The following is a 16039-nucleotide window of genomic DNA, read 5'->3' as shown; positions in this document are numbered from 1 at the left end:
GGGGACCGTTCCCGAGCGCGCGTTGGTGGCGGCTGTTTCGGCGGCGGCGGCCTCGGACACGGACACGGGTGGGAGTGGGGGGTTGGGGATGTTCCGGGCGGTGAGGGTGGCGACACGTCCGGCGGCGTCGACGACGATGGCCAGGCGCATGGGCATCAGGACGCCGTCGACGGTGCTGCTCCAGGAGACCTGTTGGTCCCCTTCTGCGCCTGCGGGGGTGACGGCGGGGGTCGCGTTGGCGGCCCAGGGGAAGTTGCGGCGCATGTAGTCCACGGCCCGGTTCGCCGCTTCCGCGGGGGGCAGACGCTTGTCCGGCGGGACGGGTTGGATCGGCTTGTTGTCCGACAGGGAGGCCACCTGCCCCTGGGGCCAGGTGATCTGGAGCGAGTTGTCCTGTGTTGAGACCCACAGGAGGTCGGGGCCGCCGGTGCCGTCCTTGACGTACTGGACGTTGTCGATACGGGTGTCGGGTCCCAACAGGTCGTGGGTGATCCTTTCGGCGGCGGCGCGCTGTCGGGAGCTGACGGGGAAGGTCCCGTCGACTCCGCGCAGGGCTCGGTCGACCCAGCCCGCCCACACGAGGGTGACGACGACGAACCCGGTCACGACGGCGAACAGCGGCACGGGCATGCCGAGCACGCGTCGAGGGGAGCGGTGGTGTGGGTGTGGGTGTGGGTCCCGGTCGGAGGCCGAGGCTCGTTGGCGCAGGATCGTGACCGCGAGCGCGGCCAGACACGTTCCCGCGACGGCGCCGCCGGTGTTGGCGACGAAGTCGTCCGAGTCGCAGGCCCGTCCCAGGCCGACGAGCGCCTGGACGACCTCGGTGGCGGCCGACAACAGGGTGGCGCCCAAGGCCACTGTGAGCAGGTTGCGGAACAGCAGGCCGGCGAAGAGGGTGATCGGTACGTACATGGCGGCGTTCATCAGCCACTGCTGCGATGTGACGGCCAGGCCCACGTCGGGATTGACGACACAGGAGCCGGTGCCTTGGGATAACCCCCCTCGGGGTGCAAGGTGGCGGCGAGTTCGACGGCGATGCCAGCGGCGAACAGGCCGGCCACGATCCGCGGCCGTCGTATTCGATGCGCCCACAGGACGGCCGCCGGCACGAGGAGGATCAAGGCCAGGCTCAGGCCGACCCACAGGGACGTGTTGTCCCGAAATATCGCGGTGATCACGGAGAAGGCTCGCAGGATCGAAGAGACGAGGAAGGGCGGCCGGGGGGAAACTCCCCTGGCCGCCCGTGTTCTGCCTTGTCAGCAGAGGTTCATGGGCGGGATCCGGTAGACGCCGTTGCCCTGCGCCTCCATGAGACCGACTACGTTGTTACAGCCGTACTGTCCCCAGGCGGGCCACTGGACGCCCGTTTCCCCCCGGTACTGGGTTCCCCAGTCCGCCCAGTAGTAGCTGGTGTTGTTCATGTGCCCGAACCTCCTGGAGATCGTGTCCCCGCCGGTCTTGTCGTAACCGACGTAGACCGCCCAGTAGCCGGGGTCCTGCTCGATCATCCGCGAGCAGAGTTGCCCGTTGGTCAGGCTGCTGGTGCACGCCTTGATCCTGTCGAAGGCCGACGTCCCCGCCGGGGTCGGTCGAGATCGACGGCGTCCCGGGGCCCGAGGAGGATCCCGAACCCGAGGACGCCATGGCGGGAGTGGCGAGGGACAGCGACGACAGAGCCATCACCCCGGCCAGAGCGAGCTTCACTACCTTGCGCATTGCATCTCCCAAACAATCGATGAACATACGAACACCCATCCGGGCGGTCGCCGGCGGTGACGAAGCCGGCGCGCAACGCCGCCGGTGGCGCCGGCCTTTGATTACGGAGAGGAAATGCGACAATCCGCACCGCGCAAAAGAGCACCCGGAGCGAACACGTACTGACAGCAAGACGACACTCTCAGTCACGGACAATTAACAGGCTGCGCCCTACTGTCTCCCGGATATCACTGTGCGCATTCGGGGTTCCATGCCGACGCGGAGTAGACGATGATCCGCGCCCAACTCCATCGGCACGTCGTCGCGGTGGAACTGCGGCTCGGTCACCGTCACTTCGCTGCGTTTCCGCCACACCACACCCGACGGGAACGGGGGCAGGACGGTTCCACCCCCGCCGTCGAGACCTACCCCTGTGCCCCACCTGTTGTCGTACGCGAGCGCTCTACGGCCCGACCTCGCCAACCCGGCCAGGGCAGGCGGCCGATGAACGCACCGCCGGCCGGCCTGGACGCTTCGCTCCCTGATCGACCACGACTCCACGCTGGTTGGCATCACCATCGCTCGTCTGTGCCAAGATTCGCCGGTGGAGACATCCGACCTCACGCGTGCGATCGCGGCTGCGACATCGGTCGCCGCATCGCTGGACCTGCCGGCCGACGACGCAGTCGTTCTTCACGACTCGAACAGGCTCGCGCTGCGGCTGAGGCCGTGCGACGTCCTTGCCCGGGTCGCCCCAAGGGGGCAGGCCGCACAGCTCGAAGTCGACCTCGCCCAACGGCTCGCCGAGGCCGGATGCCCTGTGGGCGCCTTGGAGCCTCGGGTGGACCCGCGCGTGTACACACGCGATGGCTTCGCAGTGACGTTGTGGACCTACTACGAACCCGTGACACCTCACGTCTCGGCAATCGACTACGCCACGGCGCTGGAGCGGCTGCACGCCGGCATGCGCGAGGTCGATGTACCGAGCCCACGGTTCACAGATCGGATCGCGGAGGCGGAAGCAGTCGTTGCCGACGCGAATCGCTCGCCGGAACTCGCCGACGCGGACCGCGTGTTCCTCGGCAGCAGACTGGAAAGCCTGCGTCGGGCGATCGAGGACCGCGGCGTCGTGGAGCAGCCGCTCCACGGCGAGCCGCATCCGGGCAATGTGCTCAGCACGAGGCACGGCCCGCTGTTCATCGATCTTGAGACGTGCTGCCGTGGACCGGTCGAGTTCGATCTCGCGCATGTCGCAGAGACGGTCTGCGAGCACTATCCGAGCATTGACCAAGGGCTGCTGGACGATTGCCGACAGCTCGTCCTCGCGATGGTCGCAGCGTGGCGTTGGAAGCGTGGCGACCAGTTTCCGAACGGGAGGCGATTCGGGGAAGAATTCCTTCGGCTGCTGCGAGAGGGTCCTCCTTGGCCGACACTCGACGCAGTGGCCAGGCAACTGGACGGTCGGTAGAAATCGCCGAGGGTATATACCGTGATGGTGGCCGGGCTTCGCGAGGTTCGCCGGTGCCGACGACCCTGCCAATTCATTGCCGGCGCCAAGAATCTTGGCATGGCCGTGCCCAAGTAGCGTGGCCAGGCCGTAGGAATGCCCGGTTCGCGGGGACCCGTTAGTGTCGACTCTCTTGTCCCGGCACACCCGGCTCGTGCTTGGGAGTGCGCCAGGGACGGATGCGGACGGTGATGTAGAGATCCCCTGCTTCCCCTCCGTTGTTCCCCGGTTCACCGAGTCCCTTGAGTCGTACTCGTCGTCCGTCGCGGACGCCGGCGGGAAGACGGACGCGCCTGGCCTCGTACCTCTCGAGGATGTGCCCGGTCCAGGGCCATCGGTCGGGCAGGCGGACGACGACCCGTCGGCCGGTGCGGACCAGGCGGGCCGCGGCCGCGAAGAGGCGGAAGCGGAGCTTCTTGATCTCCCGCCTCCGGGCGTCTGCGGTCAGGGCGAGCGTCTGCGTTCAGGCGATCAACTCGCGTGCAACAGGCACGAGTTCGCACCGGAGTCGGTTTTGGTGCGAAGCCGTGCAGGGGCAGGTTCCGCAAGCCTGTTGCCCTCGCCTGGCGGATGCGGTCCTCGGCGCGGGCGCGTCGGCGGTGGCGAAGTTCCAGGTCCACGAGTTGCCCGCCTGCGGTGTTCGTGACGAAGGCCACGCACCGGTTGCCGTCGACGTCGGTGATCCGCAACTGCGCGCCCGGGTGCGGGCGTTCCATACGCACGACCACCCGCATGCTCTTCGGCCACGCGGTGAGGTCGAGCATGTCGGTGACCTCCGCGACCCACGCGCCCTCACGCGGACGGCCGTCGGCGTCGTATGCCGGCGTCCACGCCGCCTTCGGCACACGAAGGATCGCCGTGTGGATCCGGTCGGTGATCGTGAACCCGACCGAGTACGAAGAGGATCCTCGAGTCCGCCCTCGAAGGCGAGATCACCGATCACCTCGGGCATGACAGGCACGAGGAGGCCGGCTCGGGCAACACCCGCACACGAGTCGGCCTATCTCGTCGAGGAAATGACCCGCATCAGGCTCGTGACGTCGCGACCGGTGCCCGCGACCCACTCCGAGTGGGCGCGCATCGCGTCCGTGATCCGTCTCTCGAAGGTTCCCTCGGACCCTCCCGCGAAATGGCCGAAGCACCGCGCCAGACCGGCGAGCGAGATCGCGAACAGCGGCGCTCCGCACCCGTCCACGTCGACCGCCGCGACCGACTCGCCGGCGACGTCCTCCACCGCTTGGCGGACGGCCCGCTGCAGCGGATGCTCCGGCGCCAGATGGTCCTCGGTCGGCCAGCCGTTGCGCACGCAGGTGAGCAGCATCGCGGCGTGCTTGCCCGAGCAGTTCATCGCGATCCGTTCGGAGCCCTTGCCGGCCGCGAGCCACGCGTCGCGCTGCGCCGTACCCGGGGGCAGGTGCGGCACACACTCCAGCGCGTCCTCCGTCAGCCCCGCGCGGGCCAGGATGCGCCGGGCTCCCTCCAGGTGAAACGCCTCGCCGGAGTGGCCGGCGCAGGCGAGGGCGAGGAGTTCGCCGTCCAGGTCCAGTCCCGCCCGCAGCATCGCGAGGGCCTGAAACGGCTTGTTGACCGAACGCGGGAACATCGGCGCGTCGACCGCGCCGCGGCCCTCGACCACCGACCCGTCGGCGCCGCTCAGGACGGCCCTCCCGTGACGAATCGATTCCGGGAAGCCGTTGCGCCACACGCCGGCCGGCGATGTACGGGCGATGGGGGCCTCTTCGCCGGAGCGGGCGGCCTCGGTCACGGGTCCTCCGTAGGTTGTCGGACCCGGGAGGGCCGGATGCGGGTGACGGGTTGTGCCGTGTGGCTTTCGAGGACCGGCGGTTTGCGCGAGTCCTTGTCCGGTGGCCGATCCGGAGACCACGGCGGGGTGTTCCCCGGGCCGACCGCACGATGTCGAGCTTCCCCCGTGACGGTGGACACGCTTCGTTGATCACGCGACGGGCGTGAACTCAGCCCTGCACCGTGCTCTCCGGTGGCAGTGACACGCGCACGTGACGTGATTTCGCAAAGGACGGATCAGGTGGTCATCCCGCCTCGGCCTCCAACTGGGCGCCGGCCGCCACGAAGGCGTCCACCGCGCGGCCGACGTCCTCGGTGGAGTGCGCGGCGGACAGCTGGACGCGGATCCGGGCCTTGCCCTGCGGGACCACGGGGTACGAGAAGCCGATCACGTACACCCCGCGCTCCAGGAGCAGTTCCGCCAGCCGGCCCGCGACTGTCGCGTCCCCGATCATCACCGGGGCGATGGCGTGGTCGCCGGGCAGGATGTCGAAGCCCTCCTCGGTCATCCGGGAGCGGAACAGCGCGGTGTTGGCGGCGAGCCGCTCGCGCAGGTCGTCCGCGGACTCCAGCAGGTCGAGCACCTTGAGCGAGGCGGCGGCGATCACCGGGGCCAGGGTGTTCGAGAAGAGGTACGGGCGCGAGCGCTGGCGCAGCAGCGCGACGATCTCGGCGCGGGCGGCGACGTAGCCGCCGGAGGCGCCGCCGAGGGCCTTGCCGAGGGTGCCGGTGATGATGTCGACGCGGTCCATCACGCCGTGCAGTGCGGGGGTGCCGCGGCCGCCGGGACCGACGAAGCCGACGGCGTGCGAGTCGTCGACCATCACCATCGCGTCGTAGCGGTCGGCGAGGTCGCAGATCTCGCGCAGCGGGGCCACATAGCCGTCCATGGAGAACACTCCGTCGGTGACGATCAGCCGGCGGCGGGCGCCCGCGGCCTCCTTCAGCTGCTGCTCCAGGTCGGCGAGGTCGCGGTTGGCGTAGCGGAATCTGCGGGCCTTGGACAGCCGGATGCCGTCGATGATCGACGCGTGGTTCAGGGCGTCGGAGATCACCGCATCCTCCGCGCCGAGCAGCGTCTCGAACACTCCGCCGTTGGCGTCGAAGCAGGACGAGTAGAGGATCGTGTCCTCCTGGCCGAGGAACGCCGACAGCCGCGCCTCGAGCTCTTTGTGCACTGTCTGCGTACCGCAGATGAAGCGTACGGAAGCCATGCCGTAGCCCCAACGGTCCAGCGCCTCGTGCGCGGCGGCCACGACCTCGGGGTGGTCGGCGAGGCCGAGGTAGTTGTTGGCGCAGAAGTTGAGGACCTCACCGGGGTGGTCGCCCGCCGAGACGCGCACGGTGGCGGACTGCGGGGTACCGATGACGCGCTCGGGCTTGTACAGTCCGGCGGCGCGGATCTCGTCGAGGGTGGTGCGCAGGTCGTCGCGCACGGAGTCGAACATGAAGGGAGCTCCTGAAGCTGTAGGGGGCTACGCGGTCCAGTCGAGGATGACCTTGCCGCCGCGGCCGCTCGCCGCGTCCTCGAAGGCCGCCTCGAAGTCGCGGTGGTCGTAGCGGCCGGTGATGACGGGCGCGAGGTCCAGGCCGCCCTCGAGGAGGACGGACATCGCGTACCAGGTCTCGAACATCTCACGGCCGTAGATGCCCTTGATCGTGATCATGGAGGTGACGATCCGGGACCAGTCGACGGCGAACTCCTCGGACGGCAGTCCGAGCATGGCGATCCGGCCACCGTGCGTCATGTTGGCGAGCATGTCCCGCAGGGCGACCGGGTTGCCGGACATCTCGAGGCCGATGTCGAAGCCCTCGCGCAGGCCGAGGGCGCGCTGCCCGTCCTCGATGCCCGACTCGGCGACGTTCAGCGCGAGGCTGACGCCGATCTTGCGGGCCAGGTCCAGACGGTCCTCGCTGACGTCGGTGATCACGACGTGTCGGGCGCCGGCGTGCTTGGCGACGGCGGCGGCCATCAGGCCGATGGGGCCCGCGCCGGTGATCAGCACGTCCTCGCCGACCAGCGGGAACGACAGCGCGGTGTGTACGGCATTGCCGAACGGGTCGAAGATCGAGGCCACGTCGAGGTCGACGGGCACGCGGTGCACCCAGACGTTGGACGCGGGCAGCGCCACGTATTCGGCGAACGCGCCGTCGCGGCCGACTCCGAGTCCCACCGTCGCGCGGCACAGGTGGCGCCGGCCGGCCCGGCAGTTGCGGCACTTCCCGCAGACGAGGTGGCCCTCGCCGCTGACCCGGTCGCCCACGGCGATGTCGGCGACGCCGGGACCCGTCTCCACGACCTCTCCGACGAACTCGTGGCCGAGCACGAGCGGCGCCTCGATGGTCTGCTGCGCCCAGCCGTCCCAGTTGCGGATGTGCAGGTCGGTGCCGCAGATCCCGGTCCGCAGGACCTTGATCAGCACGTCGCCGGGGCCGACGACCGGCTCCGGAACGTCCATGAGCCGCAGTCCGGGCTCCGCCCTCTCTTTGACGAGTGCCTTCACAGTTGAGTCTCCTGACCGACGTCGGATGGTCGTATCGGCTGTGTCCGCGAACGAGATGTCGGCTCTACGTACGCCGGGTGACACAGCGGGCGATGACGATAGTTCTGGGCAGACGGCGATCGGCCGGCTGGAAGCCTTTGGTCCGTCTCGGTGTCCTTCGGCGTGGACGGCAGAGTTCCCACCGGGTGGGCTCTTCGAGTTGTCTACTTTGCGCAATGGCCGCCGTGATGAGCATCGTGATGCCGATTCCCCGCGTGGTGAGGGCAAGCGGGACGAGACCGGCACCGGTCGGGCCGACCCGGATTCAGCGACGCGCCGTGATCGATGGCGGGTCCCGGAACCCCGGTGGGAACCAGTTGGTCGGTTGAATTCCGGGAAGCACGCGCATGCGTAGGGCTCCTTTGCTGACGCTCACCCGGTGGCCGGCGCCCGACTCCGCTCAGTCTCCGGCCGCCTGCCCCCGGCGGGCATCCGCATGGATCAGGAACTTTCCCAGGGCTCTTGCTCTTGTCGTAGGAAAGCCGGGATGTCGCTGTCGAGGAGGCGCTTCATTTTCAGCCCGAGGTGCAGGGTCAACCGGTCCCGGCCGTTCTTCAGGTCGCAGCCGGTCTTCTTCTCGATCCGCGTCAGCCGGTAGTAGAGCGTAGTTCGGTGGATCATCAGCTGTTCGGACGCCGTCGCGGTGTCCCCGGCGGCATCCAGGAACACCTCGGCGGTGTGAGCCAGCGAGTCGGTGCGTCCACCGGCGCTGAGGTCGACGATCTGCGGCGGTACGACAAGATCAGGCGATGCCAGCGCGGCGAGCATGAGCGGGCCGTAGACACCGGCACCGCGCCAGGACAACACCGGTGTCAGTTCCGGAAACTCGGCGGCGACGAAAGCCGTCAGCACAGCCTGACGCAACAATTCAGGGGCCAGGTGCAGCCGGCCTGCGTTGCTCAGCCCGACGAAGGTGTAGCCGTCGTCCGCATCGCGCCGCCGCACGCCGTGTCGGATCGCTTCGGCAAGCCATGCTGCCGCACGCTCGACCTCATCTCGGCCGGCGACGAGCACTGCTCCTCGGTTTCCCACGCTGGTCGCGAGTGCCCGGACCGCATACGCGTCGGGGCTGCCCCGACCGATTGTCTCGGCGAGCACGGCGGCTACCGCCTCGGGATCCGTGCCGGCGCCTGCTGCGATGACCACGACCTCGTCCTCCGGGCCGACGAGCCCCTGGCCGACCAGCTCCCTTGCAGCCCGATCGCAGCCTTCGCCCCCTCGCAGGAGATCGGCGACCAGTTGCCGCCGCCGCCGCTCCTCCTCGGCAACCTGCAGCAACCGATCGTGCAGTCGCACCGACACCTGGATCACATAATCGGCCACCACCTCATCGAAACGCTCCGCATCATCACCGATCAGCCAGAGGTAACCGAGCAGCCGCCCATGATCACGAATTGGATAGCATCGCCGGGTCACAAGTCCAAGAGACGGGTTGCCGGGAACCGACAGGGGACGGTCAGCCGTGGCGATGCCGAAGCTGTTGAGGTATTCGGCGACGCGGGCCGGAACCCGCCGTGACAGCACCGAGTCGATTCGGAGCTTGTCCGCGTCCCCGAAGTGGCGACTGGACACGATCAGCCCGCCATGCTGCTCGTCCACGGATACCGACCGCTGGATTCGCCCGGCAAGCGCGTCGACCAGCTGCTGGATCACGTCGGTGTACGGCAGGGCCACTGCAACTCCCGCTATCGATGATCTTCGTGCGGAGCCGAAGACAGTTCTGACGGCCGCTTCTCGGCTCATCTCCGTCTCGCCCGAAACCATTGCCCGACAGGGAAAGCAGGCTTTGGCAGGAGCTCGGATGCGTCTTCCCTGTGTTTACGGTATCCAGGACCGGCGGCTGCGGTCTGCGACGAGGCCGCCGCGCCCGGGGTAAATGTGCGCGATACCGATGGTGGCGCTGGTCAGTTGAAGACCACCGTGCGGTTGCCGTGCAGGAGGACGCGGTTTTGGCAGTGCCAGTTGACCGCCCTGGCAAGGGCGAGTCGTTCGGCGTCTCGGCCGACCAGGGCGAGCCGATCCGGGGAGAGCCGGTGGTCCACGCGGATAACCTCCTGCTCGATGATCGGCCCCTCGTCGAGGTCGGCGGTGACGTAATGTGCTGTCGCCCCGACGTGCTTGACCCCTCGCTGGTACGCCTGGTGATAGGGCTTGGCACCGGCGAAGCTCGGCAGGAACGAGTGATGGATGTTGATCGCACGGCCATCCAGGTTCTTACACAGATCGTCCGAGAGGATCTGCATGTAGCGAGCCATTACCACGAGATCGATCTCGTACTCGTCGACGAGTTCCAACAGGCGGGATTCGGCGTGCGCCTTGGTCTGGGCGGTGATCGGGATGTGTACGAAGTCGACGCCGGCCGCGTCAGCCATGGGCTGCAGATCGGCATGGTTGGAGACGATGAGCGCAATGTCCGCGTCCAGTGTGCCGCTTTGCCAGCGGTAGAGAAGATCCGCGAGACAGTGGCCGAACTTGGAAACCATCACCAGAACACGGGACTTCACCGACGCGTCCCGCAGTTGCCACCGCATACCGTATCCGTCTGCGACAGCGGTGAAGGCCTTTTGGAGCCCGGCGAGAGTGATCGTCTCATCAGTGGTGACGAATTCGGTGCGCAGGAGAACACGGCCGCGGTCGGGGTCGTCGAACTGCTGGTGCTCAGTGATGTCGCAGCTGTGCTGGACGAGGAAACTCGTCACGGCGTTGACGATTCCGGGACGTTCGGCGGAGCTCAGGGTCAAAACGAATGGAGTGGTCAAGGTGTCCTCCTCAGCGCTCGACGACGTTGCGGGCGAGGCCTTCGAGTGCCGTTTCCCGGTACTCGTCCTTCATGTCGGCCCCGGTCTCTCGCATCGTCTTGATCGCCTTGTCGAGGGAGACGTGATGGACACCATTCCCTCGGCCGGGCGGCGCGCATCGGGCCGACCGTGTGCGAGCCGGAGGGCCCGATACCCATGGTGAACAGGTCGAAGACGCTGATGCTCATCCGGTTTCTCCGCCGTATTCCGTACTGGCGTCGACCAGCCAGGTCGCGGTGTAGGGGGCAAAGGAGGAGCTGACCAGCAGCCACATACTCGGGGCCGCTTCGGCCAGTACGACCAGCGTGATGCCGGTCTGCGCGAGCAGGGTGGTGTAGCAGGCTCCGACAGGTGCCACCCGAGGGTCGAGATCGAGAGCACACCCGTGCGCCAGGATCCGGCGGGTGAGGTTCCCGGACAGGGACAGCACTGTGCGCTGGGCGGAGACGTCGGTGACGGTGGCGAATTCCTCACCGATCGCGGAACGCAGTTCCATGAGCAGGGTGGCACCGGTGTCCGCCGGCGCGATCAGCAACCATTCGTCCGGCCCCATCCAGAGCGCCTTGATCTCACCGGACATCTCTGCGCGGGAGGCAGCCGGAAGCCGCAGCCCCAACAGCGACTCGACCGCCCGCGCTGCCGGGCCTTCGGCGTTTGCCCGCAAGGTGATCTGTGTGAGGAAGCACAGCTCCTGGACTTGGATGCCGACGGGAAGCCGGGCAAAGGTGTCCTGCCACCCACTGAGGGGACTGACACGGGCGGGGGCATCAACCGTCACGGCGGGTTCCTTCCTTGTCGAAGAGCACGGGGTCGGTCACGGTGACCGGCACAGTGCGGCCCTCCAGCGCGATGTAGAGGGTCTCCCCGATGTGTTGGGTGCCACCGCGCAGCAGGGCAAGGGCGAAGGTGCGACGTAGGGCAGCGCTGCGGTAGCTGGAGGTGACGTGCCCGAGCATGGGCACCGGCGGTGTGGGCACGGTCCGCGTGGCGATGATCTGGGCCCCTTCCGGCAGCAGCACACGCTCGTCGACAGGCAACAGACCCACCAGTTGCTTGCGGTCGGTGCGTTTGTTCTCCACCCTGCTGAAGGAACGCTTGCCGATGAAGTCGGCCTTCTTCTTGGACACCACCCAGGACATGCCAAGGTCCTGGGGGGTGACCGTGCCGTCGGTGTCCTGCCCGATGATCGGATACGCCTTCTCGGCACGCAGCACGTGCACGGCTTCCGTGCCGTAGGGCGTGATGCCGAACGTACGACCTGCCGCATACAGGGCTTCCCACACAAAGATGGCGTACCAGGCGGGTACGTTGATTTCGTAGGCGAGTTCTCCGGAGAAGCTGATACGGCACACCCGGGCCGGTACGCCCGCCACCACGGTGTCCTGCCACGTCAGGAACCCGAAAGCGTCATTGCCTACGTCGAGCGTGGGGGCGACCTGGGCCAGGACGTCTCGCGATCGGGGACCGACCAGCGGGATGGTCGCCCAGTGCTCGGTGACGGAGGTGAGATGGACACGTAGGTCATGCCACTCCGTCTGCAGCCACTCCTCCATCCACTCCATGACCTTGGCGGCGTTACCGGAGGTGGTCGTGACCAGGAATTCTTCCTCGGCCACACGAATGACGGTTCCGTCGTCGAGAACCATTCCATCGACGCCGCACATCACGCCGTACCGGATTCGGCCGACCTTCAGCGAACTCATCATGTTGGTGTAGAGCCGGTCCAGCAGCACCCCGGCGTCCGGGCCCTGAACACTGATTTTGCCGAGGGTGGAGCCGTCCAGCATGGCAACGCCTTCACGGACCGCACGGCACTCTCGCAGCACCGCCTCGTCCATCGTTTCCGCGTCCCGCTGGTAGTACCAGGGGCGTTTCCACTGGCCTACATTCTCGAAGTGGGCGCCGTGTGCGACGTGCCAGGAATGAAGGGCGGTGACTCGCACCGGGTCGAACAGGTCACCGCGGTTGCGGCCGGCGATCGCCGCAAAGGACACCGGCACCGCGGGCGGCCGGAAGCTGGTGGTGCCCAGATCGGCGATGTCCACGGCCAGCGCCTCGGCGACGATACCGGAAGCGATCACCCCCGAGGTGCGGCCCTGGTCGTGAGCGGTTCCGATCGTGGTGTACCGCTTGACGTGTTCCACCGAGCGCATGCCTGCTCGGGTGGCCCGGAACACGTCCGTGACCAGCGCATCGCGTTGCAGATCGACGAACTGCGCGGAACCGTCCGCTGACTCCCGCGGGCTGGGGACCCTCCACAGGACGGCACCGGGCGTCTCTGCGGGCCCGGCGGTAGCCACCGGGCGCCGGATGGGACGAGGTGTGTTTGCGTCCGTGGCCGACAACGCCTGGTACGCCGCGTCCGCGCCGTCCGAGATGCTGCCGGCCAGGGTGCGGACCCCGCGGGCCGCACCAGCCGTGCGCACGGTATCCAGCGCGGCAGCGGGGACGAAAGTGCCCAGGGAGCGGTCGTAGCGAAGGGGGCCGCGGGCCTGGCTGAACAACGCGACCGCCGGATTCCAGCCCCCCGAGACCAGAAGGAGGTCGCAGTCGATGCCCAGACGTCCCCTGGGCGAAGTGACATGGGCGCGGGAGATCCGTTCGGCGCCGCTGGTCCCGGTCACCACCTGTCCGGCACGCACCTCGATACCACGCGCAGCACAGGCATCGCGCCAGTGGGTCTGCACATCGTCCCGGGTGTCGATCACCGCTTGCACGTGAGCACCGGCGTCGGCCAGTTCGACCGCCGCGTGATAGGCACTGTCGTTCGCGGTGAATACCACGATCTCGCGGCCGGCCAGGACACCGAAGCGGTTGAGATAGGTCCGGGCGGAACCGGCGAGCATGATGCCGGGGCGGTCGTTGTCATCGAAGACGATGGGCCGCTCATACGCGCCGGTGGCGAAGATGACCTGCTTGGCCCGGATACGCCAGATGCGCTGGCGGGACATGTGGGAGGGTGCGTCCGCCCCGAGGTGGTCGGTGCGTTTCTCCAGAGCCAGGACAAGACCGTCGTCGTAACAGCCGAACGCCGTGGTCCGCGGCAGAACGCGGACATCGTGCATCGTTGCCAGTTCGTCCGTGACCTGGGTGATCCAGGTGTCGGCGGGCTCGCCGTTCAAGAGATCCTGGCTGCCCAGAAGGGAGCCCCCTGGTTGAGGCAGTTCGTCGACAACGACGACACGGACACCGGCCTGCGCGGCGGTCAGAGCGGCAGACAAGCCGGCCGGCCCGGCGCCGACGACCAGGACATCACAGTGGGCGTGCAGCGTGTCGTAGCGGGCCGGGTCGGGTCCGCCGGCCAAGCGGCCCTGGCCGCTCAGGCCTCGCGCAACGAGTCCCTCATAGAGTTCCACGGTGGTGGCCGTGAGCATGGGCTCCGGAAAGGGCGCCTCGATTTGCACCAGCGCGTTGGGCTCTTCGACTCCCGCGGTCATGATGCCGCGTGGACGCCCGAACTTGATACTCGTGGCCACCCGATGGACCCCGCCGGCCAGCAGGGCCGAGGCCAGGGTGTCGCCGGGGTGACCCGTGTACGAGGAGCCGTCGAAAGTGAACGGCACCGTTCTGCTGCGGTCGATGCGGCCGTAGCCGTCGACACGGAATGTATTGCTCATGCCCTGGCCTCCTGCCCCTGCCGCACCTGCGTGTCTTGTGCGTGATCAGGGTTGAGCGAAGGGCGGTCACCGATGCGGTAGACCGCGAGGAACTGGTGAGTAGCGGTATCGCGGACGGCGTTGAACCACCGGCGGCAGCCGGCGGCGTGCAACCATCGTTCGGCCAAGGGACCGTTGGGGTTGTCGCGGTAGAAGACGAATCGGGCCCACTCCTCGTCGTCCAGGGCCGCAGGTTCCTCGGGGTAGGTGACGTGTGCCTGTCCGCCGTAGTGGTATTCGATCTCTTCGCGCTCGCCGCACCAGGGGCAGGCTATGAGCTGCATCGGCTTCTCCTGAAACGAATCGAGGTCAGTGGGCCACGGCGGCCGCGCCATGCTCGTCGATGAGTGCCCCGGTGGCGAACCTGGACAGGGTGAAAGGCGCGGTGTAGGGGTGCGGACTACCGGTGGCGATGGTGTGGGCATAGCACCAGCCGGCGCCGGGGGTGGCCTTGAAGCCTCCCGTTCCCCACCCGCAGTTGAGGAAGAGATCGTCGATCGGTGTCAGGCCGACGATGGGGGATGCGTCCGGAGTCACGTCAACGGTGCCGGCCCAGGTACGGAGGGTGTGGGCGCGGGCGAAGACCGGGAACAACTCCAGCGCGGCGGCCATCTGACGCTCGATGATGTGAAATGCACCCCGCTGGCCGTAGCCGTTGTAGCTGTCGATGCCGGCTCCCATCACCAGTTCGCCCTTGTGTGCCTGGGAGACGTAGACATGCACCGCGTTGGACATCACCACCGTGGGGTGCACGGGTTCGAGCAACTCGGAGACCAACGCCTGTAGCGGGTGGCTCTGCAGCGGCAACCGTAGGCCCACCATCGAAGCCAGCACGGAAGTGTGCCCGGCCGCAGACAGCGCCACGCTCCCTGCAGCGATCCGGCCGCGTGTGGTGTGCACGCCCACCGCCCGGCCACCGCGAACCTCGATGCCGGTGACCTCACAGTTCTGGATCAGGTCGATGCCGTAGGCATCGACCTGGCGAGCGAAGCCCCAGGCCACGTGGTCATGCTTGGCGATGCCCGCGCGCGGCTGGTAGGTCGCACCCAGCACCGGATAGCGCACATGAGGGGCGATGTTGACGATAGGGCAGACCTTCGCCACTTCATCCGGCTCCAGCCATTCGGCATCAACGCCATTGAGCTGATTGGCGTAAACCCGTCGCCTGCCGTCCCGGACGTCCTGCGCACTGTGGGCGAGGTTCAAAGCACCACACTGATTGAACAAAAGGGGGTATTCGAGTTCCTCCTCCAGCGTCTCCCACAGTTTCAAGGAGTGCTCGTAGATACCGACGCTCTCGTCCCACAGATAGTTCGATCTGATATGGGTGGTGTTGCGGGCCATATTCCCTTGGGCCAGCCACCCCTTCTCCAGCACGGCAATGTTGGTGATCCCATGGTTTTTCGCCAGATAGTAGGCGGTGGCCAGGCCGTGGCCGCCGCCGCCGACGATCACCACGTCGTACGACGGCTTGGGGTCGGGGTTGCGCCAGAGGAATTCCGGGTGATCCGGCAGCGCCGGGCTGGTCATACCGTTTCTCCGATCAGCAGAAGGTAAAAAGTTCCTGCGCCGGCAGGCTCGACGACCCGAGCCCATGGCAGGTCGGCAGTCTCACCGGCAAAGCTCTCGGAATACAGTGCCTCGACAATTTCCTTGCAGAACTCACCCAGGCCTCGGGTGGCCAAGGCGCCGAAATCATCGTGGTCCTCGCCGGAATTCCCGAGATGTCGGCCGTATTGCGAAGCTCCCGGCGAGTATCGGCCCTGGACTTTCTCGGCCGGCATCCACCGTCCGCGTCTCCTCCAGTCTCCGGCCTCCCGGCCGCCGACAGCATCCCCACAGCTAAGGAACCTGTTCAGGGCCTTTGCTCTCTCCGTAGCAAAGCCGGTCTACCCAGGGCTGGTGTGATGCGCCGGATTTTCCGGCTCCAAGTTGCCGGAATCCTTGTCGTGTCGCTCCGGCGGAGTTCGAGTCGACGAAGGACGAGCGTGGTGAGTTGGAGCGCTGGTCGCGGGGTTCGTCGAGGTTGGCGGTGCG

General features: G+C 67.5%; 12 protein-coding genes and 4 pseudogenes. 1 reads left to right on the top strand and 15 read right to left on the bottom strand.

The features are described from left to right. From GT354_RS16860 to GT354_RS16850, 3 genes are all read right to left on the bottom strand, one after another. Nucleotides 1-957 (bottom strand): VanZ family protein (locus GT354_RS16860; RefSeq protein ID WP_161357120.1); only part of this gene is annotated, 957 nt, incomplete at its 3' end. Beyond that, nucleotides 924-1178 (bottom strand): hypothetical protein, encoded by a 255-nt coding sequence (locus GT354_RS16855; protein ID WP_161357119.1) that lies wholly within the window; start codon nt 1176-1178, stop codon nt 924-926. The genes GT354_RS16855 and GT354_RS16860, both read right to left, overlap by 34 nt. Nucleotides 1179-1256: 78 nt before the next feature. Beyond that, nucleotides 1257-1508, bottom strand: a complete 252-nt coding sequence (locus GT354_RS16850) for a hypothetical protein (RefSeq protein ID WP_161357118.1) — start codon at nt 1506-1508, stop codon at nt 1257-1259. A gap of 791 nt (nt 1509-2299) precedes the next feature. Between GT354_RS16850 and GT354_RS16845 the strand changes: the two genes are divergently transcribed. Further along, nucleotides 2300-3163: an aminoglycoside phosphotransferase family protein gene (locus GT354_RS16845; protein ID WP_161357117.1), complete on the top strand. Its 864-nt coding sequence runs from the start codon at nt 2300-2302 to the stop codon at nt 3161-3163. A gap of 157 nt (nt 3164-3320) precedes the next feature. Here the strand turns inward: GT354_RS16845 and GT354_RS16840 are convergent. The 12 genes and pseudogenes from GT354_RS16840 to GT354_RS16775 form a co-directional block, all read right to left on the bottom strand. Continuing rightward, nucleotides 3321-3494, bottom strand: a pseudogene (locus GT354_RS16840) (DnaJ C-terminal domain-containing protein); the annotation flags it as partial. 84 nt (nt 3495-3578) lie between these two features. Beyond that, a pseudogene (locus GT354_RS54055) lies at nt 3579-4101 on the bottom strand (transposase); the annotation flags it as partial. Nucleotides 4102-4202: 101 nt separating this feature from the next. Continuing rightward, nucleotides 4203-4967 carry an asparaginase gene (locus GT354_RS16830; protein WP_346012056.1) on the bottom strand — a complete coding sequence of 255 codons (765 nt, stop codon included), beginning with the start codon at nt 4965-4967 and terminating at the stop codon, nt 4203-4205. A gap of 283 nt (nt 4968-5250) precedes the next feature. Next, nucleotides 5251-6453: a glycine C-acetyltransferase gene (locus GT354_RS16825; RefSeq protein WP_161357116.1), complete on the bottom strand. Its 1203-nt coding sequence runs from the start codon at nt 6451-6453 to the stop codon at nt 5251-5253. Nucleotides 6454-6480: 27 nt separating this feature from the next. Beyond that, a complete protein-coding gene (tdh, locus tag GT354_RS16820) occupies nt 6481-7509 on the bottom strand; it encodes an L-threonine 3-dehydrogenase (protein ID WP_161357115.1) in 1029 nt (342 codons plus the stop codon). A 480-nt stretch (nt 7510-7989) separates the two neighbouring features. Beyond that, nucleotides 7990-9222: a helix-turn-helix domain-containing protein gene (locus GT354_RS16815; RefSeq protein ID WP_161357114.1), complete on the bottom strand. Its 1233-nt coding sequence runs from the start codon at nt 9220-9222 to the stop codon at nt 7990-7992. 230 nt (nt 9223-9452) lie between these two features. Then, nucleotides 9453-10307: a formyltetrahydrofolate deformylase gene (gene purU / locus GT354_RS16810; protein WP_161357113.1), complete on the bottom strand. Its 855-nt coding sequence runs from the start codon at nt 10305-10307 to the stop codon at nt 9453-9455. A 10-nt stretch (nt 10308-10317) separates the two neighbouring features. Then, nucleotides 10318-10449 (bottom strand): annotated as a pseudogene (locus GT354_RS16805) (L-serine ammonia-lyase, iron-sulfur-dependent, subunit alpha); the annotation flags it as partial. A gap of 81 nt (nt 10450-10530) precedes the next feature. Then, entirely contained in the window at nt 10531-11124 is a 594-nt protein-coding gene (locus tag GT354_RS16795) for a sarcosine oxidase subunit gamma family protein (protein ID WP_161357112.1), read from the bottom strand. After that, a pseudogene (locus GT354_RS16790) lies at nt 11114-14286 on the bottom strand (sarcosine oxidase subunit delta family protein). The gene GT354_RS16795 and the pseudogene GT354_RS16790 overlap by 11 nt, the downstream one beginning before the upstream one ends. Before the next feature lie 25 nt (nt 14287-14311). Then, nucleotides 14312-15532 (bottom strand): sarcosine oxidase subunit beta family protein, encoded by a 1221-nt coding sequence (locus GT354_RS16780; protein ID WP_161357109.1) that lies wholly within the window; start codon nt 15530-15532, stop codon nt 14312-14314. After that, entirely contained in the window at nt 15529-15786 is a 258-nt protein-coding gene (locus GT354_RS16775; RefSeq protein ID WP_161357108.1) for a hypothetical protein, read from the bottom strand. Before GT354_RS16775 ends, GT354_RS16780 begins: the two co-directional genes overlap by 4 nt. Nucleotides 15787-16039: the final 253 nt, after the last annotated feature.

Source organism: Streptomyces sp. SID3343 (assembly GCF_009865215.1).
GTDB lineage: Bacteria > Actinomycetota > Actinomycetes > Streptomycetales > Streptomycetaceae > Embleya.
This window is presented reverse-complemented; position numbering and strand designations above follow the sequence as displayed.

What these genes read in the sequence shown, in the direction of transcription:
- GT354_RS16825 (WP_161357116.1), bottom strand. Translation starts at nt 6,453, where the DNA reads ATGTTCGACTCCGTGCGCGACGACCTGCGCACCACCCTCGACGAGATC.
- GT354_RS16850 (WP_161357118.1), bottom strand. Translation starts at nt 1,508, where the DNA reads ATGATCGAGCAGGACCCCGGCTACTGGGCGGTCTACGTCGGTTACGAC.
- GT354_RS16775 (WP_161357108.1), bottom strand. Translation starts at nt 15,786, where the DNA reads ATGCCGGCCGAGAAAGTCCAGGGCCGATACTCGCCGGGAGCTTCGCAA.
- GT354_RS16780 (WP_161357109.1), bottom strand. Translation starts at nt 15,532, where the DNA reads ATGACCAGCCCGGCGCTGCCGGATCACCCGGAATTCCTCTGGCGCAAC.